Source organism: Embleya sp. NPDC055664, from assembly GCF_053618075.1.
Map to the genome: position 1 here is coordinate 192,908 of NZ_JBSHGZ010000008.1, position 24,817 is coordinate 217,724.

General features: G+C 72.8%; 19 protein-coding genes and 1 riboswitch. Of the genes, 13 read left to right on the forward strand and 6 right to left on the reverse strand.

From position 1 onward, the window contains the following. Positions 1–247: 247 nt before the first annotated feature. Positions 248–1,837 carry a glutamine-hydrolyzing GMP synthase gene (gene guaA, locus ACWGR4_RS17050; RefSeq protein WP_452132425.1) on the forward strand — a complete coding sequence of 530 codons (1,590 nt, stop codon included), beginning with the start codon at positions 248–250 and terminating at the stop codon, positions 1,835–1,837. A 338-nt stretch (positions 1,838–2,175) separates the two neighbouring features. Beyond that, the gene (locus ACWGR4_RS17055; protein WP_452132426.1) at positions 2,176–3,372 is read left to right on the forward strand and encodes a hypothetical protein; all 1,197 of its coding nucleotides are present in this window, start codon (positions 2,176–2,178) and stop codon (positions 3,370–3,372) included. Between the two features lie 73 nt (positions 3,373–3,445). On the opposite strand, the gene pcrA is transcribed toward ACWGR4_RS17055, so the two are convergent. Further along, positions 3,446–5,962, reverse strand: coding sequence for a DNA helicase PcrA (gene pcrA / locus ACWGR4_RS17060; protein ID WP_452132427.1), 2,517 nt, complete (start codon positions 5,960–5,962; stop codon positions 3,446–3,448). Between the two features lie 125 nt (positions 5,963–6,087). On the opposite strand from pcrA, the gene ACWGR4_RS17065 reads away from it, so the two are divergent. After that, positions 6,088–6,807: a PIG-L deacetylase family protein gene (locus tag ACWGR4_RS17065; RefSeq protein ID WP_380005328.1), complete on the forward strand. Its 720-nt coding sequence runs from the start codon at positions 6,088–6,090 to the stop codon at positions 6,805–6,807. A gap of 16 nt (positions 6,808–6,823) precedes the next feature. On the opposite strand, the gene ACWGR4_RS17070 is transcribed toward ACWGR4_RS17065, so the two are convergent. Next, positions 6,824–7,180: a hypothetical protein gene (locus ACWGR4_RS17070; protein WP_380005585.1), complete on the reverse strand. Its 357-nt coding sequence runs from the start codon at positions 7,178–7,180 to the stop codon at positions 6,824–6,826. Between the two features lie 375 nt (positions 7,181–7,555). Continuing rightward, a riboswitch (cyclic di-AMP (ydaO/yuaA leader) is annotated at positions 7,556–7,686 on the forward strand. 9 nt (positions 7,687–7,695) lie between these two features. Between ACWGR4_RS17070 and ACWGR4_RS17075 the strand changes: the two genes are divergently transcribed. Next, positions 7,696–8,775 carry an NlpC/P60 family protein gene (locus ACWGR4_RS17075; RefSeq protein WP_452132428.1) on the forward strand — a complete coding sequence of 360 codons (1,080 nt, stop codon included), beginning with the start codon at positions 7,696–7,698 and terminating at the stop codon, positions 8,773–8,775. 81 nt (positions 8,776–8,856) lie between these two features. On the opposite strand, the gene ACWGR4_RS17080 is transcribed toward ACWGR4_RS17075, so the two are convergent. Continuing rightward, on the reverse strand, positions 8,857–9,534 hold the full coding sequence (locus ACWGR4_RS17080; RefSeq protein WP_380005324.1) for a LuxR C-terminal-related transcriptional regulator: 678 nt from the start codon (positions 9,532–9,534) through the stop codon (positions 8,857–8,859). Beyond that, positions 9,531–10,790, reverse strand: coding sequence for an ATP-binding protein (locus tag ACWGR4_RS17085; protein WP_380005321.1), 1,260 nt, complete (start codon positions 10,788–10,790; stop codon positions 9,531–9,533). Before ACWGR4_RS17085 ends, ACWGR4_RS17080 begins: the two co-directional genes overlap by 4 nt. A 133-nt stretch (positions 10,791–10,923) precedes the next feature. On the opposite strand from ACWGR4_RS17085, the gene ACWGR4_RS17090 reads away from it, so the two are divergent. Together ACWGR4_RS17090 and ACWGR4_RS17095 are read left to right on the forward strand one after the other, a co-directional pair. After that, the gene (locus ACWGR4_RS17090; protein ID WP_452132429.1) at positions 10,924–12,219 is read left to right on the forward strand and encodes a PspC domain-containing protein; all 1,296 of its coding nucleotides are present in this window, start codon (positions 10,924–10,926) and stop codon (positions 12,217–12,219) included. A gap of 46 nt (positions 12,220–12,265) precedes the next feature. Then, on the forward strand, positions 12,266–13,060 hold the full coding sequence (locus ACWGR4_RS17095; protein WP_452132430.1) for a hypothetical protein: 795 nt from the start codon (positions 12,266–12,268) through the stop codon (positions 13,058–13,060). A 101-nt stretch (positions 13,061–13,161) separates the two neighbouring features. Here ACWGR4_RS17095 and ACWGR4_RS17100 read toward each other — a convergent pair whose 3' ends face one another. Both ACWGR4_RS17100 and ACWGR4_RS17105 read right to left on the reverse strand, forming a co-directional pair. Next, the gene (locus ACWGR4_RS17100) at positions 13,162–14,079 is read right to left on the reverse strand and encodes a glutathione S-transferase family protein (protein WP_380005315.1); all 918 of its coding nucleotides are present in this window, start codon (positions 14,077–14,079) and stop codon (positions 13,162–13,164) included. Positions 14,080–14,119: 40 nt separating this feature from the next. Next, positions 14,120–15,754, reverse strand: a complete 1,635-nt coding sequence (locus ACWGR4_RS17105) for a peptidoglycan DD-metalloendopeptidase family protein (protein ID WP_452132431.1) — start codon at positions 15,752–15,754, stop codon at positions 14,120–14,122. Positions 15,755–15,979: 225 nt separating this feature from the next. Between ACWGR4_RS17105 and ACWGR4_RS17110 the strand changes: the two genes are divergently transcribed. The 7 genes from ACWGR4_RS17110 to ACWGR4_RS17140 all read left to right on the forward strand — a co-directional run bounded on the left by ACWGR4_RS17110 (position 15,980) and on the right by ACWGR4_RS17140 (position 24,492). Beyond that, entirely contained in the window at positions 15,980–16,390 is a 411-nt protein-coding gene (locus tag ACWGR4_RS17110) for a cobalamin B12-binding domain-containing protein (protein WP_078975670.1), read from the forward strand. Between the two features lie 99 nt (positions 16,391–16,489). Further along, the gene (locus ACWGR4_RS17115; protein WP_380005310.1) at positions 16,490–17,806 is read left to right on the forward strand and encodes an SWIM zinc finger family protein; all 1,317 of its coding nucleotides are present in this window, start codon (positions 16,490–16,492) and stop codon (positions 17,804–17,806) included. A 150-nt stretch (positions 17,807–17,956) separates the two neighbouring features. Further along, positions 17,957–19,453: a DUF5691 domain-containing protein gene (locus tag ACWGR4_RS17120; protein ID WP_452132432.1), complete on the forward strand. Its 1,497-nt coding sequence runs from the start codon at positions 17,957–17,959 to the stop codon at positions 19,451–19,453. Positions 19,454–19,697: 244 nt separating this feature from the next. Next, on the forward strand, positions 19,698–19,859 hold the full coding sequence (locus tag ACWGR4_RS17125) for a hypothetical protein (RefSeq protein WP_452132433.1): 162 nt from the start codon (positions 19,698–19,700) through the stop codon (positions 19,857–19,859). Between the two features lie 87 nt (positions 19,860–19,946). Beyond that, entirely contained in the window at positions 19,947–21,059 is a 1,113-nt protein-coding gene (locus tag ACWGR4_RS17130; RefSeq protein WP_380005302.1) for an ATP-binding protein, read from the forward strand. Then, a complete protein-coding gene (locus tag ACWGR4_RS17135; protein ID WP_452132434.1) occupies positions 21,059–23,332 on the forward strand; it encodes a DUF5682 family protein in 2,274 nt (757 codons plus the stop codon). The genes ACWGR4_RS17130 and ACWGR4_RS17135 overlap by 1 nt, the downstream gene beginning before the upstream one ends. Then, positions 23,329–24,492, forward strand: coding sequence for a VWA domain-containing protein (locus ACWGR4_RS17140; protein WP_380005298.1), 1,164 nt, complete (start codon positions 23,329–23,331; stop codon positions 24,490–24,492). Before ACWGR4_RS17135 ends, ACWGR4_RS17140 begins: the two co-directional genes overlap by 4 nt. Positions 24,493–24,817 lie beyond the last annotated feature (325 nt).

A 24,817-nucleotide genomic window follows, 5' to 3' on the forward strand; every position in this document is an offset into this window, starting at 1 on the left:
CGACACGAACGCGAAGACGCCCCGGGTACCGGACCCGGGGCGTCTTCGTCTGCCTGTGGTGTGCTGCGTTCAGGCGGTGACGGCGGCGCCGGGGATCCCGGTGCCATAGGTAAAGCTGCGCGTCACGCCGAACGAGGACATGGCGTCAGTATGCCGCGACGGCGGGAGCGGACACCAGCCGGGGTCACCCGCGCGACGCCGGTAGAATCGGCGTACACCCCTTTTTCGCTTCGCCGGAAGGCCCCTCGTGACCTTTGCCAGCCCGGACGGAGGCGGCACCGAAACCGTCCTCGTCGTCGACTTCGGCGCCCAGTACGCCCAGCTCATCGCCCGCCGGGTGCGCGAGGCGCGCGTATACAGCGAGATCGTGCCGCACAGCATGTCCGTGCCGGAGATGCTCGCGAAGCGCCCGGCCGCGATCATCCTGTCCGGCGGCCCCTCCTCGGTGTACGCGGACGAGGCGCCCAGCATCGACCCGGCGCTGTTCACGGCCGGCGTCCCGGTGCTCGGCATCTGCTACGGCTTCCAGGCCATGGCGCAGACCCTGGGCGGGGTGGTCGAGAAGACCGGTCTCGCCGAGTTCGGCGCCACCCCGCTGACTGTGACCGGCACCGGAAGCACCCTGTTCGACGGACTGCCCACCGACCTGTCGGTGTGGATGTCGCACGGCGACTCGGTCTCCGCCGCGCCGGCCGGCTTCGCGGTCACCGCGACCAGCGCGGGCGCGCCGGTCGCCGCGATCGAGAACGACGAGGCGCGGCTGTACGGCGTGCAGTACCACCCCGAGGTGATGCACAGCGAGCACGGCCAGGCCATCCTGGAGCGCTTCCTGAAGGTGGGCGCGAAGCTCGCGGCGAACTGGACGATGGTCAACATCGTCGAGGAGCAGGTCGAGCTGATCCGTGAGCAGGTCGGCGACAAACACGTGATCTGCGGCCTGTCCGGCGGGGTCGACTCCGCGGTCGCCGCGGCCCTGGTCCAGCGCGCCGTGGGCGACAAGCTCACCTGCGTGTTCGTCGACCACGGTCTGCTGCGCAAGGACGAGCCCGAGCAGGTCGAGCGGGACTACGTGGCGGCCACCGGGGTCTCGCTGAAGGTGGTCAATGCCCAGGAACGGTTCCTGACCGCGCTCGCCGGGGTGACCGACCCCGAGGAGAAGCGGAAGATCATCGGGCGCGAGTTCATCCGGGTCTTCGAGCAGGCCGCCGCCGAGGTGGTCGCCGAGGCGGGCGCGCACGGCGAGGAGGTCGAGTTCCTGGTCCAGGGCACGCTCTACCCGGACGTGGTCGAGTCCGGCGGCGGCACCGGCACGGCGAACATCAAGTCGCACCACAACGTCGGCGGGCTGCCCGAAGACCTCCAGTTCAAGCTGATCGAGCCGCTGCGCAAGTTGTTCAAGGACGAGGTGCGCGCGGTCGGCGAGCAGTTGGGCCTGCCGTCGCAGATCGTGTGGCGGCAGCCGTTCCCGGGCCCCGGCCTGGGGATCCGGATCATCGGCGAGGTCACCGCCGACCGGCTGGAGATCCTGCGCGAGGCGGACGCGATCGCCCGCGAGGAGTTGTCCCGCGCCGGGCTCGACCGGGAGATCTGGCAGTGCCCCGTGGTGCTGCTCGCCGACGTGCGCTCGGTCGGCGTCCAGGGCGACGGCCGCACCTACGGCCACCCGATCGTGCTGCGTCCGGTGTCCTCGGAGGACGCCATGACCGCCGACTGGTCGCGCCTGCCCTACGACCTGCTGGCCCGGATCTCCAACCGGATCACCAACGAGGTCCGGGAGATCAACCGGGTCACCCTCGACGTGACGAGCAAGCCCCCGGGCACCATCGAGTGGGAGTAGCCTCCCGCGTCCTTCCGCTCGGCGCGCTCGATCCGGGTCGACCCCCTCGATCGCACGTGCTTTCGCCGGCCTCCGCCCGATTTCGGACGGGGGCCGGCGGCGTTCCCGGAGCCCGCCGCGGCCGGGTCGACGAGCCGGCGGGACGCCTTGCGGGACACGGGGGTTGGCCTCGCGGCGGGTCTTCGATCGAGATTGCGCGCGATCGCCGGACCGGGCCGGTACGGCCCTCTCGGATGCGGCACAATGTGCCGCTGAACGAGCACGTTCGTATGTGGTGGTGGGGAGGGCGTGGCGAAGTGGCGCACGGTGTCGGTGTGCACGGACCGGACTGTCATTGCGTGGTCCGGGAGGAATACCGCAGGACCGTCGCCGATTTCGAGACGCTGCGGCGGGCGCTCGCCCGCAAGGAGGGCGTGCCCTCGGCGGTCGCCCACTCCGACGGCGGCGCGCGCCAGTGGATCTCCGACGAACTGCGGGGCAAGGCCCAGGACTTGGCCGGCATACGGCGGGCCCAGGGACGGGCCTGGCTGCAGGTGCTCGGCGGTCGTGCGCTGATCGTGCTGTGGTTGCTGGTCGCCGTGCTCGTCCTGGTGCAGGCGCTGACCGCGATCGGCGCGGGCTGGACCGGCTCGCGCACCGCCGGGATCGTGGCGGCCGTGGTGGTCGCCGGAGCGCTCAGCGTGGTCGGCTGGGCCGCCCGGGCGCAGGGCGGCGTGTTCGCGCCCGTACGGGGCCTGGACGGGCGCCTGTCCACCTCCAAGGCGGTCGCCGCGTTGTGGATGGTGGCGCTGATGTACTGCTTCGCCTTCCTGGGCATGCGGCTCGCCGCGGCTTCCGGGGACGGACAGCGGGACCGGCTGCTCGATCGGCTGGGTGACGTCGCGCTCGACCAGATCACGCTGGTGGCCGCGCCGCTGCTCGCCGCGGTGGCGGTACGCCGGATCGTCGGCGACAAGGTCGGCCGTCGGGTGCTGCAAAAGCTCCGCGCGGACCAGGCGGCGCTGCGCGACCTGGTCACCGACGACGCGGGCCGAGCCTCGTTCGTGGACGCCCAGTACGTCCTGGTCAACCTGGTCGCGGTCGGCTTCGTCGTGGTCGGTCTGGCCCGCGACCCCGATCGGCTCCCGGACATCCCGGCCACGCTGGTCGCGCTCGCGGTGGTCTCGGTGGTCACCTACCTCGCCGGCAAGCTGGCGGAGAACGACCGCCCGGTGATCCTGTCCGTGGTGCGCGTGCGCACACGCGGCGACCTGGACTCCGCGGTCCGCCAGGGCGACGACATCGAGGTGCGCGGGATCAACCTGGCGGCGGGCGGCTCGCACGAGGCGGACCTGCTGGCGCGCGTGGTGGTCAAGTTCGGCGCGGTCCACGTGCACGCCCCGCTGATCCCGGCCGAGACCGGCTTCGCCAACCCCTCCGACGCGTGCGTGGTCGTCCCGGTCCCGGTCGACGTGGAGCCGGGCCGGGTGGAGTTGTGCGTGGTGTCCGCCTCCGGCGTGGAGTCGGCACCGTACGAGATCCAGATCGCGGGCTGAGCGGAGCGGAACACGCAAGCGGGCCGGGTCGAGGGAATCGACCCGGCCCGCTCTCGTCCGGACGCGAGCGGCGCTACAACTTCTGCACCGGCGCGTAGCGCAGCAGCAGGGTCTTCTCGCCGCCGGCGCCGAAATCGATGGTGGCCTTCGCCTTGTCACCGGTCTCGGCGGTGGACACCACCGTGCCCAGGCCGAACTTGTCGTGGGTGACCCGATCGCCCGGGGACAGCGCGATGGCCGGGCGTTCCTTGATCTGCGCGCCCTTGCCGAAGCCGCCGCGCGAGCCGACCGTCGACTTCGTCGCCGACATCGCCTTGGCCGCCGACGGCGAGGTGCCGCGCCAGTCGACCAGCTTCTCCGGCAGTTCGGTCAGGAAGCGCGACGGCGGGTTGTACGACGGCGCGCCCCACGCGCTGCGCATCTTCGCCAGCGTGACGTAGAGCCGCTCGCGGGCGCGGGTGATGCCCACGTAGGCCAGCCGGCGCTCCTCCTCCAGCTCCTTTGCGTCGCCGAGCGAGCGCATGTGCGGGAAGACGCCGTCCTCCAGGCCGGTGAGGAACACCGTGGGGAACTCCAGGCCCTTGGCGGTGTGCAGGGTCATCAGGGTGACCACGCCGCCGTCCTCGGCGTCGGTGGGGATCTGGTCGGAGTCGGCCACGAGCGAGACCCGCTCCAGGAAGTCGGCGAGCGTGCCCGAGCCGCCCTCCTGCGCCTGGGCCTGCTCGAACTCCAGTGCCACCGCCGCGAGTTCCTGAAGGTTCTCGATCCGGGTCTCGTCCTGCGGGTCGCTGGATGCCTGCAACTCGGCGAGGTAGCCGCTTTGTTCCAGGATCGCCTCCAGGACGGTCGCGGGACCCGCGCCGCCGTCCACCACCGCGGTGAGGTCGTCCAGGAGCCGGACGAATCCCTTGACCGCGTTGGCCGAGCGCTTGGCCAGGCCCGGCGCGTCGTCGGCGCGGCGCAGCGCCTGGGCGAACGGGATGCGGTCGCGGGTCGCGAGCACGTCCAGGCACGCTTCGGCCCGGTCGCCGATGCCGCGCTTGGGCACGTTCAGGATCCGACGCAGCGAGACGGTGTCGTCGGGGTTGGCCAGCAGGCGCAGGTAGGCGAGCACGTCGCGGACCTCGCGGCGCTCGTAGAAGCGCACGCCGCCGACGACCTTGTACGGCAGGCCGACCCGGATGAAGACTTCCTCGAAGACGCGGGACTGGGCGTTGGTCCGGTAGAACACCGCGACCTGTCCCGGCTTGGTGTGGCCCGCGTCGGTGAGGCGGTCCACCTCGTCGGCGACGAACTGCGCCTCGTCGTGCTCGTCGTCCGCGACGTAGCCGACGATGGGGGTGCCGGCGCCGGCGTCGGTCCACAGGTTCTTCGCGCGTCGGTTGCTGTTGCGCTCGATCACCGCGTTGGCCGCGCTCAGGATGGTCTGCGTGGAGCGGTAGTTCTGCTCCAGCAGGATCGTGGTGGCGTTCGGGTAGTCGGCCTCGAAGTCGAGGATGTTGCGGATGGTCGCGCCGCGGAACGCGTAGATCGACTGGTCCGCGTCGCCGACCACGCACAACTCGGCCGGTTCGAGCCCGACGAGCCCGGCCTCGGCGGGGTTGACCAACTCGCCGTCCACCGTCAGGCGCGGGCCGCTGCCGGCCGCGCCGCCGACCAGTTCGCGCACCAGCGTGTACTGCGCGTGGTTGGTGTCCTGGTACTCGTCCACCAGCACGTGCCGGAAGCGTCGCCGGTAGTGCTCCGCGACGTCCGGGAACGCCTGGAGCAGGTGCACCGTGGTCATGATCAGGTCGTCGAAGTCGAGCGCGTTGGCCTGGCGCAGCCGCTCCTGGTACATCGTGTAGGCCTGCGCCAGTATGCGCTCGGACTCGTTGATCGCCTTGGCCGCGAAGTCCTCGTGGTCGATCAGTTCGTTCTTGAGGTTGGACACCTGCGCGTTGAACTTGCGCGGCGGGAACTTCTTCGGGTCCAGATCCAGGTCGCGGCAGACCATTGCCATCAGCCGCTGCTGGTCGGCGGAGTCGTAGATGGAGAACGAGGAGCTCATGCCGAGCTTCTTGTACTGCTGCCGCAGGATGCGTACGCAGGCCGAGTGGAAGGTGGACACCCACATCGCCTTGGTGCGCGGCCCGACCAGCGCCTCGACCCGCTCGCGCATCTCGGCGGCGGCCTTGTTGGTGAAGGTGATCGCCAGGATCTCGCCGGGGTGTACGTGGCGGGAGGCGAGCAGGTGGGCGATGCGGTGGGTCAGCACGCGGGTCTTGCCGGAGCCCGCGCCCGCCACGATGAGCAGCGGGGACCCCTCGTGCACGACCGCGGCGCGCTGTTGCGGGTTCATCCCGTCGAGCAGCCGGGCCGGGTCCACCACGGGGCGCGGGGCGCCGTTGCGGTAGTAGGCGTCGCGTGGCTCGGGCGGCGGTGCGTACTGCCCCTCGTACAGGTCGTCCGGATAGTCCTCCGGCAGGCCGTACACGTGGTTCTCGTCCGGCTCGGGCGGCAGCGGGATCTCGTCCGCGGAGCCGGCGGGGGACTTCTTGGCCGCGGTGTCGAAACCGGGCAGGGGGATGTCGTCGAAGAGGCTGCTCATCGTTCCCCGAGTCTAGGTGGGTGTCGGGCGGGTCGTGCCCGGGCCGTTGTCGCGGGCAGGGATCATTGCGCCGACAACCATCTTCGCCCCGTCGGACATCGGGTCGACCGTCAAGGGAGTACATCGTGCTGGACGATCGCGACGTGGAGCGGATCCTGGTGCTGGCCGCGCACCCGGACGACATCGACTTCGGGGCGGCGGGGACGGTCGCCACGTGGACCGAGGCGGGCATCGAGGTGAGCTACTGCCTGGTCACCGACGGGGACGCGGGCGGGTTCGATCCGGCGGTGCCCCGGTCGGAGATCGGCGGGATCCGGCGGGCCGAGCAGAGCGCGGCGGCGGCGCATGTGGGGGTGCGGCAGCTGTACTGGCTGGGGTATCCGGACGGGCGCGTGGCAGCCTCCATGGAACTGCGGCGCGACATCAGCCGGGTGATCCGACAGGTACGCCCGCAGCGCATGGTGATCCCGAGTCCGGAGCGGGACTGGGCCCGGCTGGCGCCCAGCCACCCCGATCACCTGGAGGCCGGCGAGGCGGCGATGCGGGCGATCTATCCGGACGCGCGCAACCCGTTCGCCCACCCCGAGCTGCTGGAGGCGGAGGGGCTGAAGGAGTGGACGGTGCCGGAGACCTGGCTGTCGCCGACCGCGGCGCCGAACCACGCGGTGGACGTGACGGAGGTGTTCGAGCGCAAGATCGCGGCGCTGCTGTCGCACGAGAGCCAGACGGGCCATCTGCCGGAGCTGCGCGAGCACGTGGTGTCGATGCTGGAGGGCAACGCGGCGCGGTTCGAACTGGGCGCCGGGCGTATGGCCGAGGTGTTCCGGGTGGTGGACACCCGCTAGCGGCGGGACCGGCGGCTCAGGTCCACATCACGGCGATGGCGATGTTCGCCACGGTCAGCAGGCCGATCGCGCCGAGGACGCGTGCGGACACCCGGTCCGCGGCGCGGTTGCCCCACACCAGCAACAGGATGACCAGCAGGATCCCGAGCTTGGTGCCGATCTTGGCGGTGTCCACGTCGCGGTCCAGGCCGGACTGCACCACGCCCACCAGGGCCAGGCCGGTGACGAGCATGGTCAGCGCGCCGTGCGTCATCGCCGGCACGATCCGCACGTCGCCGGTGCGCAGCGCGGACATCTGGGTGAGGAAGCCGCCGAGCAGGGCCGCGATGCCCACGATGTGCAGCACCAGCAGGATCTGCCGCAGAACGTCCACGTCGTACAACCCCTCGTCGATCATCGCCCCGGCGGGCACCCGGCCGGCGTTCTCGGCGCCCATGCCGGACCCCCGCCGCCGTCCGGCAGCCTAGCCGGCGGCGATCCACGCCTCTCCATCGGTCGAATGCCATTAAAGATCGCCAAAAGGGATCAAGATCGACTTTAGGGAATCCGGGCGCTTTTCCCGTGATACGCGGAGATGGAAACGGTGACATTGGTAAAGTTTTGGCAATGTGAAGGCCGATGGTGATGGTCCTGACACGCGTGTGACTAGTGTTCTGCGGCAGGCGATCGGCTCGAGGTCGGCCACCCGGTCGACACGATCGCCTCCGCCGAATTCGGTGACGGGTTTCGGTGACGGTGGGCAACCACGGTCGTCGCGACGCGAAGCCGGAACCGGGGACCCTCGCAGTCCCTTGGGGTGAATCGGTGCTCCGGCACCGTAGGGCGCCTTCTTCCGCCCGAACCCGTCAGCTAACCCGGTAGGCGGCCGAGGAAGGAGACCCGCCACCAGTGGCGTCCCAACGTCGACCCGGGCAACACCGCAAGCCCAAGCCGCGTACCGCCGTGCGTACCGCCGCGACCGTGGTCACGGCCGCCGCGACGATGACCGGTGTGATGACCTTCGCCGGCACCGCGAGCGCGGACCCCGCGCAGTCGTTCCAGCAGACCAAGGACCGCGTCAACCAGCTGCACAGCGACGTGATCAAGGCCACCGAAGCCGCCAACGGCGTCGAGGAACAGATCGAGAAGCAGCAGGGCACCGCGAACCAGACCCAGGCCCGGATCACCGAGGAACAGGCCGCGCTGAACGCCCTGCGCGACCAGATCGGCGTCCTGGCGGCCAACCAGTACCGCAGCGGCGGCCTCCCGCCGTCCCTCTCGCTCGCGCTCAGCGGCGACCCCGAGGGATACCTGCAGAAGTCGCAGATGATGTCCCAGCTCGACGGCCAGCAGGCCGCCAAGCTGAAGCAGATCGCGGCGCAGGCCCGAGTTCTCCAGCAGGACCGCACCGAGGCCTCCTCGCAGCTCGCGGAACTGGAGAAGCTGCGCACCGACCTGAACAAGAACAAGACCGACATCCAGGCCAAGCTCACCGAGGCACAGCGCCTGCTGAACACGCTCACCGCGCAGCAGCAGAAGGAAGTCCTCGACTCGGACGAGCACGCGAACGACACGCGTGCCAACGACCGCAGTTCGCGGGACAAGCAGGACACCACGCCGACGACCAACGTGCCGGCCTCCGGCCGGGCCGCGGCGGCGATCGCGTTCGCGCGGTCCCAGATCGGCAAGCCGTACGTCTCCGGCGCCGAGGGCCCCGGCTCCTACGACTGCTCGGGCCTGACCCAGGCGTCCTGGAAGGCCGCGGGCGTGCGCCTGACCCGGACGACCTGGACCCAGGTCAACGACGGTCCGCGCGTCGCCAAGGGCTCGCTCCAGCCGGGCGACCTGGTGTTCTTCTACTCGGACAACCGGCACGTGGGCCTGTACATCGGCAACGGCAAGATCATCCACGCCCCGCGTCCCGGCAAGACCGTGACCGAGGCGCCGGTCGACTCGATGCCGTTCTACGCGGCCATCCGACCCGGCTAGGCCCGGCGGACCCCGTCACACGTACGAAGGCGCCCTCCCGTCGCGGGAGGGCGCCTTCGCGCGTGTCGCCGGTCGCCCGGCTCAGACCAGTCGCCGGTCCGTCGCCCAGCGGGTCAGCTCGTGCCGGTTGGACAACTGCAACTTGCGCAGCACCGCGGAGACATGGGTCTCCACCGTCTTGACCGAGATGACCAATCGGCGGGCGATCTCCTTGTAGGCGTAGCCGCGCGCGATCAACCGCAGCACCTCGCGCTCGCGCTGGGTGAGCCGGTCCAGGTCCTCGTCGATCGGCGGCACGTCGGTGGCCGCGAACGCGTCCAGTACGAAGCCCGCCAGGCGCGGCGAGAACACCGCGTCGCCCTCGCCGACCCGGCCGATCGCGCGGATCAGTTCGTCGCCGGTGATCGACTTGGTCACATAGCCCCGGGCGCCGCCCCGGATCACCCCGATCACGTCCTCCGCGGCGTCGGACACGGACAGCGCCAGGAAGCGCACCGCCGGGATCAGCGACGCGCACCGGCGCAACACCTCGACCCCGCCGCCGCCGGGCAGGTGCACGTCGAGCAGGACCACCTCGGGGCGGGTCTCGGTGACCACGGCCACCGCGCTCGCCACGTCGTCGGCCTCGCCGACCACCTCGACCGCCTCGCCGATCTCGGCTCGCACGCCGGTGCGGAACATCCGGTGGTCGTCGACGAGGACCACCCGGGTGCGGGGCGTGCCCTCGACGGGTGCGCTACTCGTCTCGGTGGTGTTCACGTGTTCGTCCTTCCCACAGCGGACCGGCCGGCGTCGGCGCGGCGCATCTCCAGCTCGACCTCGGTGCCCTCGCCGGGTTCGCTGCGGATGTTCGCGGCGCCCCCGTTGCGGCGCATGCGCCCGAGCACGGACTCTCGCACACCCAGCCGGTCGGCGGGTACGGAGTCGGGGTCGAAACCGGGTCCGCGGTCGCGGACGAACACCGTGACCGTGTCCTCGTCGGCCTCGCCGAACACCGAGATCGCCGCGCCGCCCGCGTACTTCGCCGCGTTCACCATCGCCTCGCGCGCGGCGGCGATCAGTGCGGAGAGCCGGTCGTCGACCGGGCAGTCGCCCACGCACACGATCTCGATCGACACCCCGTGCGCGTCCTCCACCTCGGCGGCGACCCCGCGCAGTGCGGCGGCGAAGGTGCGGTCCGGCTCCTCGCCGTCGGGGCGGTACAACCAGGCCCGCAACTCGCGCTCCTGCGCCCGGGCCAGCCGGGCCACCTCGCGCGGGTCCTCCACCTGGCGCTGGATCAGGGTCAGCGTGTGCAGCACCGAGTCGTGCACGTGCGCGGCCACCTCCGCCCGCTCCTGGGCCCGGATGCGGGCCCGGCGCTCGGCGCCCAGCTCGCGGGTCTGCCGCAGCAGATACGGGCCGAAGATGACCAGCAGGCCGACCAGGAGCAGGCCCGCCCCGCGCATCGCGGCCAGCGCGTCGCCGATACCGCCGCGGCCGAGCGAGAAGAAGATCAGGCCCGCGACCACCAGCGTGGCGCCGATCAGGGCGCGCAGCCAACCCCCCACCCGGCTGCGCCCGTCCAGCGAGAACCAGCGCTGCCGCTGCGACTCGTCGGCCTGACGCCACAGCAGGATCACCCCGGGCCCGGCCACGAGCAGCGGCCACAACCAGTCGCCGGAACCGGTGTCGGTGTCGGTCCCGAGCCCGGTGAGCATGGTCGCCGCGATCAGCACGATGATCAGCGCGAGCGCTTGATGCCGCTCCCGGCCGCGCTCGCGGCTCGGCGGGGCGGCGTCGGTCACGCTCTGCGGTACGAAGATCCAAAAGGCCGCGTACAGGACCACGCCCAGGCCCGCGAAGAACGCGAGCGCGACGAAGGCGACGCGCAGCACCACCACCTCGACGCCGAGGTGCTCGGCCAGGCCGCGCGCGACGCCGCCGGCGAACCGGTGGGACGCGGCGCGGCGGAGCTTCGGCGTCGGGTACGCGGGCCGGTTCGGCGCGGCGGGGGGCGGATATACGGCGGTCACACGACCGATCGTCACACGCCGGCAAGTCCGGGCGCATCAGGGCCCGACCCTGATTCCCCCTCAGGGTCGGACCAGGGGTCGACCAGGGCGGAGCCCGATGGGAACGGGGCCGCGTGCACGCCACGATGGACCCATGAACGACGACATGAAACCCGGTGTCTCGGCCGGCGACCGGGCCGGCGACGTCCCGGGCGGCCCTCCGGGGTCGTCCGCGGCGCCCACGACGACGACCACTCGACCCCAGCTCCTGCGCAGCGTCGACGACCGCATGGTCTCCGGCGTGTGCGGCGGGCTCGGCGAGCATTTCGGCCTCGATCCGGTGATCTTCCGCATCGTCTTCGCGGTGCTGTCGCTCTTCGGCGGGGTGGGCGTACTGGTGTACAGCCTGGGCTGGCTGTTGATCCCGGCCCGTGGAGAGGAGCAGCCGGTGCTGCGCCGGGTGCTCTCCGGGAAGTTCGACCGCGGGGCGACGGCCGCCACCGTGGTCGCCGTGATGGGGGTCGCCTTGTTCTTCACGTACCTGGACTCGGGCTTCGGCCCGTCGGTCCCGCTGATGATGATCACCGCCGTGGTCCTGTTCATGGTCTGGACCGACACGAAACGCAGGTCCGAGGCCGCCGCGCGGACGGCGGGGGTCGCGGCGACGGCGAGCGCTCCCGCGCCGGTCGACACCGCCCCCGCCGGCGACACCGCGCCGGGACCGCCGATGTGGTGGCAGGTGCCCGGTGGCGGCTCGGCGCCGGAGGGTGGGCGGCCGCCCGCGAAGCCGGTCGCGGCCGAGCCGGGCAGGCCCGTGAAGCGTCCGCGCTCGTACGTGGCGCTGGCCACGCTGTCCGTGGCCACGATGGTCGGCGGCCTGCTGTGGGTGCTCAACCGCACCGACGCGGTCGACGTGACGTTCACCGTCGCGGTGGCCATCGTGCTCGGCGTCGTCGGTCTGGGCCTGCTCGCGGGTACCTGGTTCGGCCGGGCGCGGCTGCTGATCCTGCCCGCCCTCGCGCTCACCGCGCTGCTTGCCGGGCTGACCGCGATCACCGTGCCGCTGACCGGGCCGTGGGGGGAGCGCACGTACACCCCGACCTCGGTCGCGGCGCTGCCCGCGTCGTACCACCTCGGCGGCGGCGACATGGACCTGGACCTGCGCACCCTGGACCTGGGGCCGGCCCGCGCGGCGACGGTCAAGGCCACGGTGGGTGCCGGGCAGATCCAGGTGTGGGTGCCCAAGGACGTCAGGGTGGTGTTCAAGGGCCGCTCCGACGTCGGCGACGTGCGCACGATGAGCGGTCGCGACGACGGCTGGCGGCCGGACCGGAGCGAGACGCTGGAGCCGATCTCCCAGCCGGAGCGCGGCACGATCACGCTGGACCTGAAGGTCGGCGTGGGCCAGGTGGAACTGCTGTACGACGACCACGGACGGCTGCCGCGATGAGCACGACACCGAGGAACGGCGTGACCCGGATGGAGGGCGAATCCCGATGAGGACGAACAGGCAGCGCTTCGACCCGATGGCCCTGATCGCGGGTGTGGTGTTCACCGGCATCGCGATCGCGTATCTGCTGCGGGCGGGCGGTCACGCGCTGATGAGCCCCGAATGGTCGCTGGCCACCGCGGCGATCGGGGTGGGCCTGGCGGGCCTCGCCGGGGCCCTGTGGTCGATGTTGCCGACCGGCCGCTCCGCTGCGCCCGCGCCCGCGCCGCCGGCCGGGTTCTTCGCGCCGGTGGCGCCGCCGGAGTCGGGCGACATGGCGTTCGTGGGCCGAGCCGGGCACGAGGAACACGTCGGCGCACGCGGCGAGAACACCGGGACGAACCCGACCCCGAAAACCGGATCCGAGCCCGGGCCGGCAGCCGACCCCGGGGCCGCCACGGTGCCGGGGACGGACGTCGAGCCCGGCGCCAAGGCCGGAACCGCCTCCGTGACCGACGCCGAGACCAGGGCCGACCTCGGGACCGGCGCCGAGATCGGCCCCCGGTCCGGGACCGACGCCGACTCCGACATCGCGGCCGGGGCCGCCCTCGGGACGGATATCGAGTCCAACGTCGAGACCGGCGTCGAGACCGGAACCGGCGTCGAGGCCACGTCCCGTACCGGGGCCGGGAGCCGTGCCGAGGTCGAGGCGGAAAACGAGACAGAGATCATGGCCGTGATCGAAGCGCCGGCCGAGCCGGACTCACCGGCCGGATCCTCGGCCGCGCCGGCGGCTGCCTTCTCGGACGCATCCGACGACGACCCGGACGACACCCCGCCGGCCGTCGACCCGGCCAAGTAGCCGACGCGGTTGGCCGATACGACGAAGGGGGCGGGTGGGCTGTCAACCCACCCGCCCCCTCGCGCGTACGCGCCCGCGCCGCGCCGCGTCCGTGGGTGTGCTCAGCCGCGGTCGTGTGGGGTGTGCCACAGGTCCGGGTCGGGGCCCTTCGGGACGATTCCGGTCGGGTTGATCGCGTCGTGTGTGACGTAGTAGTGGCGCTTGATGTGGTCGAAGTCGACCGTGTCCCCGAAGCCTTCGGTCTGGAACAGGTCGCGGGCGTAGGCCCACAGGACCGGGTACTCGGTCAGCTTGCGCAGGTTGGTCTTGAAGTGGCCGTGGTAGACCGCGTCGAACCGGACCAGCGTGGTGAACAGCCGGATGTCCGCCTCGGTGATCGACTCGCCGACCAGGAAGCGTTGCCCGCCGAGCCGCTTCTCCAGCAGGTCCAGCCGGGCGAACAACGCGTCGAACGCCTCCTCGTAGGCGTCCTGCGAGGTGGCGAACCCGCACCGGTACACGCCGTTGTTCACGTCCCGGAACACGTCCGCGTTGATCGCGTCGATCTCCGCGCGCAGGTGCTCGGGGTACAGGTCGGGCGCGCCGGCCCGGTGCAGCGCGGTCCAGCGGGTGGAGAGGTCGAGGGTGATCTGCGGATAGTCGTTGGTGACCACGTGCCCGGTGGTCAGGTCGATGATCGCGGGTACGGTCACCCGACCGGCGTACGTGGGGTCACTGGCCCGATAGGCGTCGGCGAGGAACGCCAGCCCCGTCGCCGGGTCGCGTCCGTCGGGGTGGTTGGTGAACCGCCACCCGCGCTCGTCCCGGATCGGGTCCACCACGGACAGGCCCAGTGCGTCGTCGAGCCCGAGCAGTCGACGGACGATGATCGCCCGATGCGCCCACGGGCAGGCCAGGGACACCACCAGCTGATATCGCCCGCGCTCCGGCTCCGGCTGCCCGGTGAACCGGTTGGCCTGTCGCACGAATTCGCCACGGTTGCCGGTCTCGGCGGTGAACTGCGCCTCGGATGAGCTCATCCGTCCACGATAGGTCCCGGATCCGCGACGCGCGTCGGGCTCAGGTCGGGTCGAGGCCGTTCGCCCGCAGCCAGGGCAGCGGGTTGATCGGGGCGCCGCCGCCGGGGCGGACCTCGAAGTGCAGGTGGGGGCCGGTGCTGTTGCCGGTGTCGCCGCTGTAGGCGATCACGTCGCCCGCCTTGACCGGACCGGAGCGGATCTTGGCCCGGGTCAGGTGGCAGTACCAGGTCTCGGTGCCGTCCTTGCCGGTCAGGATCACCATGTTCCCGTACGCCGTGTTCACCTGCGTGCGCACCACGCCGTCCATCACCGCGAGCACCGGGGTGCCCAGGTCCACCGGGAAGTCGATGCCGGTGTGGGTGTGCGCCCAGCGCGAGCCGGAGGAGCCGAAATAGGCGCTGAGGCCCTTCTGGGCGACCGGGAGCACGTACTTGGGCCTGAGGGACTCCCGGCGCTTGCGCTCGGCTTCCTGGTCCTGCTGGGCCTGTTCCTGGCGCTCCTGGAGCGAGACCCGGGTCTGCGCGCGACTGGCGCGCTCGGCGAAGTCCTCGGCGCCGACCTGGAGATCCACCAGTTGTTTGTCCATCGGCGACATCAGCGGCAGGTCCTCGCCGCCGGCCACCGGGTCCGCGTCCTTGGTCTCGGCGCCCGCGGTGTGCAGGCCGCCGACCGCCGCGACGGCCATCGCCGCCGCGCCCATCACCGCGAGCGGGGCGCCGGCGGTGAGCGGGAACGCGCGTTTGCGCTTCACCCGGGCCTTGTCGGCGGACTCCTTGGCCTCCTTGGCAGCCTTGGCCTTCGGCTTCCCGGCCGACTCGACCCGCCGCTCGTCGCGCGCGTCGTCCGCGTCGGCCTCGGTGTCGGTGCGGGCCGGCACGCTGAGGTCATGGTCGTCGACATCGAACGCGGGCTCGACCGGCGCACGCGTGCCGCCGTCGTCGAACAGGTCCGTCGTCGAGCGATTGCCGCCCGACCACTTGTCGGCGTCGTCGCGCACCGGGACGGGGGAGTACCAGGTGTCGGACTCCCACGCGGCGGTGTCCGAAGCGGCGTACCACATACCGGTGTTCGAGCCGCCGTCCCACGCGGGGTCGACGTACGGGGCCGGCGCCGGATCCTGCACCGCGGTGTCGGTGACCGCCCAGGTCTGCGTCTGCGTGCCGTAGCCGGTGTCCTGGACCGCGGGGTAGCCGTAGGCGCCGGTCGCGGCATGGTCACCGGAGGCGTCGTAGGACCCGGTGTAGCCGTCCGACGAGCCGTAGCCGTCGTGGCCCGGCACCTGGACGTATCCCGAGGCGTCGTAGGCGGGTTGGTACCCCGAGGCGTCGTAGCCGCCCGAGGCCTGGCCCGTCGTGTCGTAGCCGACGGCGGAGTACTGCGTGCCGGAGTGGTCGACGGCGGCGTACCCGCCGGATGCGTAGTCGGCCGCGGCGGGGTAGCCGGTGCCGGTGTCGTATCCGTCGTACGAGGGTGCCGGTACACCCCAGCCACCCGATGCGTCGACCGCGGGCCAACCGCCGCTCGGGTCGGCCGAGTAGGCGTTCGCGCCGTACCCGTAGCCCTGGTCGTAGCCGCCGTGGGCCGGGTCGGACGAGCCGTAGGGGGAATACGCACCCTCGGTGTCCGACCCGTGGCGAGCCTGCTGCTCCGCACTCGGGTAGCGAACGTCCGTCACCTACGTCGCCTTACGTCTCGGGGGCCGGTCGGAAACGGACTGTAGCTCTCTTGACGTTCACAGGACAATCCTCGCGATCGGAACCGCAGGTCAGACGGCCGGGCGGGTGATGCGGTCCGCCTCGGCGGCACCCGTCCGGGCGGACGCCGTCGACCGCCGCCCGTGCGCCGACCGAGCGGGGGTTACGCTCCGGGCGAGGGCTTCGCTATGTACATGGAGGCAGTGATGGGTGTTCCCGGACCGATCAGGATCGTCGTGGCCAAGCCCGGGCTCGACGGACACGATCGTGGGGTCAAGGTGGTCGCGCGCGCACTGCGCGACGCGGGCTTCGAGGTGGTGTACACCGGGCTGCACCAGACCCCGGTGCAGATCGTCGAGACGGCCATCCAGGAGGACGCCGACGCGATCGGTCTGTCGGTGCTCTCCGGCGCGCACATGACGCTCTTCGCCAAGGTGATCGAACTGCTCAAGGAGCGCGAGGCCGAGGACATCCTGGTGTTCGGCGGCGGGATCATCCCGGAGGAGGACGTCCCCGAGCTGCGGCGGATCGGTGTCGCGGCGGTGTTCACCCCGGGCGCGCCGACCACCGACATCGTCGACTGGGTACGCGCACACGTGGCGACCACCGCCGCCTGACCGGGTACTTCGCTCGGATCCGGACATTCGGCCCGCCGCTCTCCGCGGGTTCGACGGGCTCGCACACACGTGTCGGTGCGGGCCCGTACCGTGGCCGTCATGCAGCAACGGTGGACCGCGGAACGGGTGTTGGCACTGGCCCCCGACGCCGCAGCACGCACGGCCGGGAGCGCCCTCGCGAGACCGGAGTCGTGGTCGGCCACCGGTGCCTCGACGGCCGCGGGCGGCCCGATCTGGGGGTCGGGCGGCGGCACGACGGCCTACCGCACGGTGGTCGATCCCGCCGGTCCCACGGGGCGATGTTCGTGTCCCGGACCGGGCTTTCCCTGCGTACACGCCCTCGGCCTGCTGCTCCTGTGGGCGAACGATCCGGCCGCGGTGCCGGTCGGGGCGAGCGTGCCCGACTGGGTCGACGCCCCGGCGGCCGGGCGGCGGGAGCGGGCCGGCCTGGCCGATCCCGCCGCGGCCCGACGGCGGGCCGAGCGGCGGGCGGCCGAAGTCGCCGAGGGCACCGAGCGGTTGCGCCGTTGGTTGGCCGATCGGGTGCATCAGGGCCTGGCGGGCACCGAGCGTGAGGGATACGCGATGTGGGACGGCATCGCGGAGCGTATGGTCGACGCCAAGGCTCCGGGCCTGGCCGCCCGGTTGCGCGCGGCGGGCGCGATACCCGCGTCCGGGGCGGAGGGCTGGCCGGGCCGACTGCTGGAGGACTACGCCGAGTTGTGGCTGCTCCTGCGCGCCCACGAACACGCCGACGACCTGGATCCGTCCCTGGTGTCCGGACTGCGGGCGCGCATCGGCTGGACCGTCGACGCGGAGGACGTGCTGCGGGCGGCGCGGGCCCAGGGCACCGCGGTGCACGATCGGTGGCTGGTGCTCGGCAGTCGGGACAGCGTCGACGGCGGACTGACCGAGCGGCGGATCTGGTTGCGCGGCACCGGGTCGGGCCGGCCCGCACTGGTGCTGGCCTTCGGGCCGCAGGGGCGCGCGCCGCAGTTGGCCCTGCCCGTGGGGCGCACCATCGAGGCCGACGCGGCCTTCCACGACGACGCGGTGCCGCTGCGGGTGGCACTGGGCGAGCGGACCGGTGAGCCGGCCGCCGGTGCGGAGCCGGCCGGCGTGGGGCCCGAGGAGGCGACCCTGGCCTACGCCGAGGCGCTGCGCCGCGAGCCCTGGCTGGAGGCGTGGCCGGTGGTGCTCGCCGACGTGGTCGCGGTGCCGGAGCCGATGGGGTGGCGGATCGCCGGCGCGGACGGGTTCTGGTTGCCGGTGGACCGGGCCCGGACCGGCGAACAGGCGCTGTGGCGGTTGTCCGCGATGTCCGGTGGCACGGGGCTGACCGTGTTCGGCGAGTACGGCGCGCGCGGATTCGTCCCGGTGACCGCGTGGCACGAGGGCCAAGCCGTGCCGCTGTAGTCGGACCGCGGTAGCCGGTCCGCTGTCGACGGCTCGCTGTAGCCGCCTTGCTGTCATCGGTCCGCCGCCAACCGGCCCGATCGGGCGGGAGGATCGTCGCCGTCGCCGACCTTCGGCGGGCTGATCGCCATGTGTGGAAGGGGAGTTCGGATGCGGGTCGCGGATCCGGTGTGGGACGACCTGGTGTCGGCGGCACTGGTGGGCACCGGGCGGCGCAGGGCCGCGGAATGGCCCGCCGAGGGCGCGCTGGGCGAGTTGGCCGCGCGCGTGGACCGGACCGACGAGGCGGTGCGCCTGCTCGACTTGGCGGCGATCGTGATGGTGCATCGGCGGGCGGGCCGACGCGCCCCCGCGGGCGCGCCGCCGGAGCCGTGCGCAGAGGTGGACCCGCGACCGTCCGTGCCGGAGCCGGCCCGGGTGCGGTTGCGGATCCTGCTCGAAGGCGACGGGATGGACTTCCTGCCGGAATGGCTCGCCCTGGCCCGGACGGCCGGCCTGCGGGCGCCCGAGTCCGAACTGCCGGGCCTGTTGACCGCGGCCCGCTCGCGCACCGACCTGCGGCCGATCGTGGCCGAACTCGCCGGTCCGAGGGGGCGTTGGCTGGCCGGGCTCAACCCGGAGTGGGCCTGGCTGACCCGGATCGCGGCCGGGGATCCCGACGACCCGATCGACCTGTGGCGGCACGGCCGGTTCGGCGAGCGGCTGGCCGCGTTCGCGGTGCTACGGGCGGCGGACCCGGACGGCGCCAGGGAGTTGCTGGCCCGGACCTGGCGGGCCGAACCGGCCGAGGACCGCGCGGTGTTCGTCGAGGCGCTGGCCACCGGGGCGACGGCGGGCGACGAGGCGTTCCTGGAGGCGGCGTTGGATGATCGGGCCAAGGTGGTCCGGGTGGCCGCGGCACGACGCCTCGGCGCGCTGCCCGGATCGGCGTTCGTGGCCCGGATGAGCGCACGGGGCCGGGCCTGCCTGCGGCCCGACGGCGCGGGGCGGATCCTGGTGGTGCCGCCGGGCGAGTGCGACGAGGCGATGGTGCGGGACGGCATCGACCGGTCCTCGCCGACCGGACGCGAGGACCACTCGTGGTGGCTGGGCGAGGTCGTCGCGGCCACGCCGCTGTCGGTGTGGCGGGAGGTGTTCGGGGCGAGCCCCGAGGAGATCGCGGCCCGTGCGCTGCCACGCCGGTTCGCCGAGGACGTCCGCGAGGGGTGGGCCCGCGCGGCGGTGCTCCAGCGCGACGTCGACTGGGCCCGGGCGCTGGCCGGCCGCGGTGCGCCCACCCGCCTGCTCACCGTGCTGCCGCCGGCCGAGTGCGCCGATCACGTGGCCCGCCACATCGCCGCGCACGGCCTGTCCGAGGCCCTGCAACTGCTCACCAACTGCCCGACCCCGTGGCCGCTCCCCCTGGGCGACGCGGTCCTGGACGCCTTCGCCACGGCGGCCGAGTCCGGCGCGTACCCCTGGAGCTTCAGCGGCGCCCGAGACGTGGCCGGCCGCGCCCTCGACCCATCCCTGGTCACCCGCGTCGACACCCTCGCCCAAGGCGAGGGCGAATGGCCCAAGGCCTTCCGCACCCTCGCCGAAACCCTCCGCTATCGCGCCCGGATGCGCCGGGAAATCCTTGATGGTGAGCCCCGTTCCGCTCAGTGAGCCAACGCGGCCACATTCACCACGACCGTGAACGGCACATCGAGTTTCACGGCGGCACGATGCACGCCGGTCGGGACAGAGGTACGCGTCGCGGGATCGAGCCGGTGGACGTGGATGGTCGGGTCCCCCATGTCCTGCTCGACGCGCCAGAAGTCTGGATGTTCGTCGAGGTGACCTCGAACAGCACACGTTGTGTCGACCTGCGGGAAAGCCCCATGAGTTCGCGCGGGCCGACGTGCCGGTGATGCTGACGGTCGACCGGCGGGAGCACGACGTCATCGTGCGCTTCGGGCCGGTCGACGGGCGTTACACCTTCACGGAACGGGTGAAGGCCGGGGCGACCGGGATGTTGCCCGAGCCGTTCGACGCGACCGTCGAGACCGGGTTTTTGCTCGATCACCTCTGACCCGTTCGGCGCGTCGGCGTGTCGGACCCGGGCGGCAGACTTGTCCCTGTTCGGGTTTGTTCGAGCGCTGGGGGAGCCGTGGTGGGCGTGTCTGCCGAATCGGGTGCGCGGGTCGATCAGGGTGTGCTTCGGGCGCACGCGGAGGACGCGTTCGCCGGGGAGTTGGCCGCGCTCGCCGCCGCCGACGAGCGGCCCCGGCCGCCGCGGTGGAGGTTGTCGCCGTGGGCGGTGGCCACCTACCTGCTCGGCGGCACGTTGCCCGACGGCACGGTGATCTCGCCCAAGTACATCGGGCCGCGCCGGATCGTCGAGGTCGCCGTCACCACGCTGGCCACCGACCGCGCGCTGCTGCTGCTCGGCGTGCCGGGCACGGCCAAGACGTGGGTGTCGGAGCATCTGGCCGCCGCCGTGTGCGGTGACTCCACGCTGCTCGTCCAGGGCACCGCCGGCACCCCCGAGGAGGCCATCCGCTACGGCTGGAACTACGCCCGACTGCTCGCGCACGGGCCCAGTCGCGCGGCCATGGTGGCCGGCCCCGTGATGCGCGCGATGAGCCGCGGATTGCTCGCCCGGGTCGAGGAGTTGACCCGCATCCCGGCCGACGTGCAGGACTCGCTGATCACCATCTTGTCCGAGAAGACCCTGCCCGTACCGGAGTTGAACGACGAGGTGCAGGCGGTGCGCGGGTTCAACCTGATCGCCACCGCCAACGACCGCGACCGTGGGGTCAACGAACTCTCCTCGGCCCTGCGCCGCCGATTCAACACCGTGGTGCTCCCGCTGCCCGCGACCGCCGACGCGGAGGTGGAGATCGTCAGCCGCCGGGTGGCCCAGCTCGGCTCGGGCCTGGAACTGCCGCCGGTGGCCGGCGCCGAGGCCGAACTGCGGCGTGTGGTCACGGTGTTTCGCGAACTGCGCGCCGGCCTCACCGAAGACGGACGGACCAGGCTGAAGACCCCGTCCGGGCCGCTGTCCACCGCCGAGGCGATCTCCGTGGTCACCGGCGGCCTCGCGCTCGCCGCGCACTTCGGCGACGGTGTGCTGCGCTCGGCCGACGTGGCGGCGGGGATCCTGGGCGCGGTGGTCAAGGACCCGGCCGCCGACACCCTGGTCTGGCGCGAATACCTGGAGACCGCGGTGCGCCCGCGCGCCGACTGGCAGGACTTCTACCGGGCCTGCCGCGACGCGGACCCGGCCTGATGGCGCGGACCCCGGCCGCGCGACCGACCCTGCTCGGCGTGCGGCACCACGGCCCCGGCTCGGCCCGCGCGGTCGGCGCCGCGCTGGCCCGGCTGCGGCCCGACATCGTGCTGATCGAGGGTCCGCCCGAGGCCGACCCACTGCTGTCCTTCGCCGCCGAGCCGGGCCTGCGTCCGCCCGTCGCGCTGCTCGCGCACGCGGTCGACGATCCGGCGCAGGCCGGCTTTTGGCCGTACGCCGACTTCAGCCCCGAGTGGGTGGCCATCACCCACGCGAGCGGGCACGGCGTCCCGGTCCGGTTCATCGACCTGCCGGTCGCGGTGTCCTTCACCCTCGACCGGGCCCGCCGCGAGGGCGACGAGCCGGGCGAGCCCGTCCCGCCCCCGGTGGACCCGATCGCCGCGCTGGCCCGACTGGCCGGTCGGGACGACGCCGAGCACTGGTGGGAGGACGTGATCGAGCACCGCCCGCCCGCCGACGACCCGCTGCGGCCCTTTGCGGCGCTCGCCGAGGCGATGGCCGCGCTGCGCGAGGACGAGCGGCCCGCCGTCGACCCGGGCCCGAGCGCCGAACCCGACATCGAACGACTGCGCGAGGCGTACATGCGCCAGTGCATCCGCTCCGCGCGCCGGGCCGGACACAGCCGGATCGCCGTGGTGTGCGGCGCCTGGCACGTGCCCGCGCTCGCCGACCCGCCCTCCGCCGCCGCCGACCGCGCGCTGCTCGCGCCGCACCGGGCAGCGGTCAAGGTCGAGACCACGTGGGTGCCGTGGACCCACCACCGCCTCGCGCAGAGCTCCGGCTACGGGGCCGGCGTCGCGTCCCCGGGCTGGTACCGGCACCTGTTCGACACCGCCGCCGAGCCCGACCCGCTGCCCCGCTGGTTCGTCCGGATCGCCACGCTGCTTCGCGAGGCGGGCCACCCGGTCTCCTCCGCGCATGTGATCGAGGCGACCCGGCACGCCGACGCGCTCGCCGCGCTGCGCGGACGACCGCTGGCCGGTCTGGACGAGACCCTCGAAGCGGTCCGCGCGGTGATGTGCGACGGCGTCACCGGGCCGCTCGCGCTGGTGCACGACGCTCTCGTGGTCGGCGACGTGATCGGCGAGGTGCCGCCGACGGTGCCCGCCGTACCGCTCCAGCGCGACCTCACCCGCGAGCAGCGCCGACTGCGGCTCCGGCCCGAGCCCGCCGCCCGCGAACTGGAACTCGACCTGCGCAAGGACTCGCATGCCGACCGCAGCCGACTGCTCAACCGGCTCGCCCTGCTCGACGTCCCGTGGGGCGTGCCGGTCCCGGGCCGGGAGAGCCGGGGCACCTTCCGCGAGACCTGGCGCCTGGACTGGCAGCCGGAGTTGGCGATCCGGGTGGCCGAGGCCGGCGTGTGGGGGACCACCGTGGTCGCCGCGGCCGAGGCGCGCGCGAGCGACCTGGCGATCCGGGCCGAATCGCTCGCCGACGTCACCGAGGTCGCCGAACGCTGCCTGCGCGCCGACCTGCCCGACGCGCTGCCGGTGATCATGCGGGTGCTCGACCGGCGCGCCGCCCTGGACGCCGACGTCGGCCGACTCGCCGAAGCGCTGCCGGGACTGGTGCGGGCACTGCGCTACGGCGACGTCCGGGGCACCGACACCTCGGCGCTCGACACCGTCGTGGCCGGCCTGGTGGTCCGGATCTGCGTCGGGCTGCCCGCGGCCTGCGCCGGACTGGACCATGACGGCGCCGCCGCGATGCGCCGTCGCCTCGACGACGTGCACGCCGCCGTACAACTGCTGCCGGAGCGCCGACAGGACGAGTGGTACGCCACCCTGCGGCGGCTCGCCGACCGGGAGAACCTGCCCGGCCTGCTCACCGGACGGGCCACCCGCCTGCTGCTCGACCGGGGCCGCCTCGCGCCGGAGGACGCCGCGCCCCGCCTGGCCCGCGCCCTCACCCGAGGCATCCCGCATCGCGAATCGGCGGCCTGGATCGAGGGATTCCTGGCCGGCGGCGGCATGCTGCTGATCCACGACGAAGGACTCCTCGACCTGGTCGACGCCTGGATCACCGGCACCCCCGACGACCTGTTCGTGGAGATCCTGCCGCTGCTGCGCCGCACCTTCGCCGGCTTCGCCGCGCCCGAGCGCCGGCTGCTCGGCGAGCGCATCCGCACCCCGGCGCGGGCCGCCGTCCCGATCGCCACCGCCGAGCACTTCGACGGCGCGCGCGCCGACGCCGTACTGCCACTGCTGGCCGGGATCCTGGGCCTGGAGCACCGGGAGGTGACCCCGTGACGAGCAAGGCCGACGACGAACGGCTGCGCCGCTGGCGCCTGATACTCGGCGGCGAACCCGACGGCACCGGCCACGGGCTCACCGGCGACGACGCCCGAATCGATCAGGCGCTGAGCGCGCTGTACCGCCCCGAGACCCAGGCCCCGCGCGGCAGCCGTCGGGCGACCGGGCCGCGCGCCGCCGGCCTCGGCGCCTCCGCGCCGTCGGTGGCCCGCTGGCTCGGCGACATCCGCGCCTACTTCCCGGCGGGCGTGGTGAGCATCCTCCAGCACGACGCGATCGAGCGGCTCGACCTGACCCGGCTGCTCCTGGAGCCGGAGATGCTGGCCGCCGTCGAACCCGACGTGCACCTGGTCGCCACCCTGCTCGCGCTCACCGCGCTGATGCCCGAGGCGACGAAGGAGGCCGCCCGCGCGGTGGTCCGCCGCGTCGTCGACGACCTGGAGCGCCGGGTCGCGCAACGCACCACGAGCCTGGTCCGAGGCGCGCTCGACCGCTCGACCCGGGTGCACCGCCCGCGCCCGCGGGACATCGACTGGAACGCCACGATCCGGGCCAACCTCGGCCACTACCAGCCCGAGCACCGCACGATCGTGCCGGAGCGCCTGGTCGGCTACGGGCGTCGGCGGCACGGGGTGCACAAGGACGTGATCCTGTGCGTCGACCAGTCCGGCTCGATGGCGGCCTCGGTGGTCTACGCGTCGGTGTTCGGCGCCGTGCTCGGCTCGATGCACGCGCTGCGGACCTCCCTGGTGGTCTTCGACACGAGCGTGGTCGACCTGACCGACCGGCTGAGCGACCCGGTCGACGTACTCTTCGGCACCCGACTCGGCGGCGGCACCGACATCAACCGCGCGCTGACCTACTGCCAGTCGCTGATCACCCGGCCGACGGAGACGGTCGTCGTGCTGATCAGCGACCTGTACGAGGGCGGTGTGCGGGACGAGATGGTCCGCCGCGCGGCGAGCATGCAGGCCGCCGGCACCACCTTCGTCACCCTGCTGGCCCTGTCCGACGAGGGCGCCCCGGCCTACGACCACACCAACGCCGCGGCCCTGTCCGCGATCGGCAGTCCCGCCTTCGCCTGCACCCCCGACCTGTTCCCGGAGGTGATGGCCGCCGCGATCCAGGGCCTGCCCCTCCCGATCCCGAAGCCGTAGGAAGTCCGACCGTCCGTGCGCTCGGGCGTCGGGGTTTCGGCCGGGGGTGATCGGCAGCCGCGGCGTTCGGCGTGGCGTCGGCCACATTGCGTGGTCACTGTCCGTTTTGGTGTGTTCCCTGTGTCACGGTGGAACAGGCGCAAACAGGCGGATCTCGACGCGCGGTGCCGCCGTCGTCGAGAAGAGACCGGGAGCGGGACCCAGACCCTGATTCGGGCCTGGTACCCGTGCCCGATAGCCTGCAAGGCGGATCAGCTACGCGTGCGGACGCCGTCCACCGGAACCGGGGGCGAGCCTGCCGGACCTGCGCGACGACGGACGCGGC

Bases quoted from the DNA above. Each gene is read 5' to 3' on its own strand.
- pcrA (WP_452132427.1), bottom strand. From the start codon at position 5,962: ATGAGCAGCCTCTTCGACGACATCCCCCTGCCCGGTTTCGACACCGCG.
- ACWGR4_RS17090 (WP_452132429.1), top strand. From the start codon at position 10,924: ATGAACGACGACATGAAACCCGGTGTCTCGGCCGGCGACCGGGCCGGC.
- ACWGR4_RS17095 (WP_452132430.1), top strand. From the start codon at position 12,266: ATGAGGACGAACAGGCAGCGCTTCGACCCGATGGCCCTGATCGCGGGT.
- ACWGR4_RS17100 (WP_380005315.1), bottom strand. From the start codon at position 14,079: ATGAGCTCATCCGAGGCGCAGTTCACCGCCGAGACCGGCAACCGTGGC.
- ACWGR4_RS17110 (WP_078975670.1), top strand. From the start codon at position 15,980: ATGGGTGTTCCCGGACCGATCAGGATCGTCGTGGCCAAGCCCGGGCTC.
- ACWGR4_RS17115 (WP_380005310.1), top strand. From the start codon at position 16,490: ATGCAGCAACGGTGGACCGCGGAACGGGTGTTGGCACTGGCCCCCGAC.
- ACWGR4_RS17120 (WP_452132432.1), top strand. From the start codon at position 17,957: ATGCGGGTCGCGGATCCGGTGTGGGACGACCTGGTGTCGGCGGCACTG.
- ACWGR4_RS17125 (WP_452132433.1), top strand. From the start codon at position 19,698: ATGCTGACGGTCGACCGGCGGGAGCACGACGTCATCGTGCGCTTCGGG.
- ACWGR4_RS17135 (WP_452132434.1), top strand. From the start codon at position 21,059: ATGGCGCGGACCCCGGCCGCGCGACCGACCCTGCTCGGCGTGCGGCAC.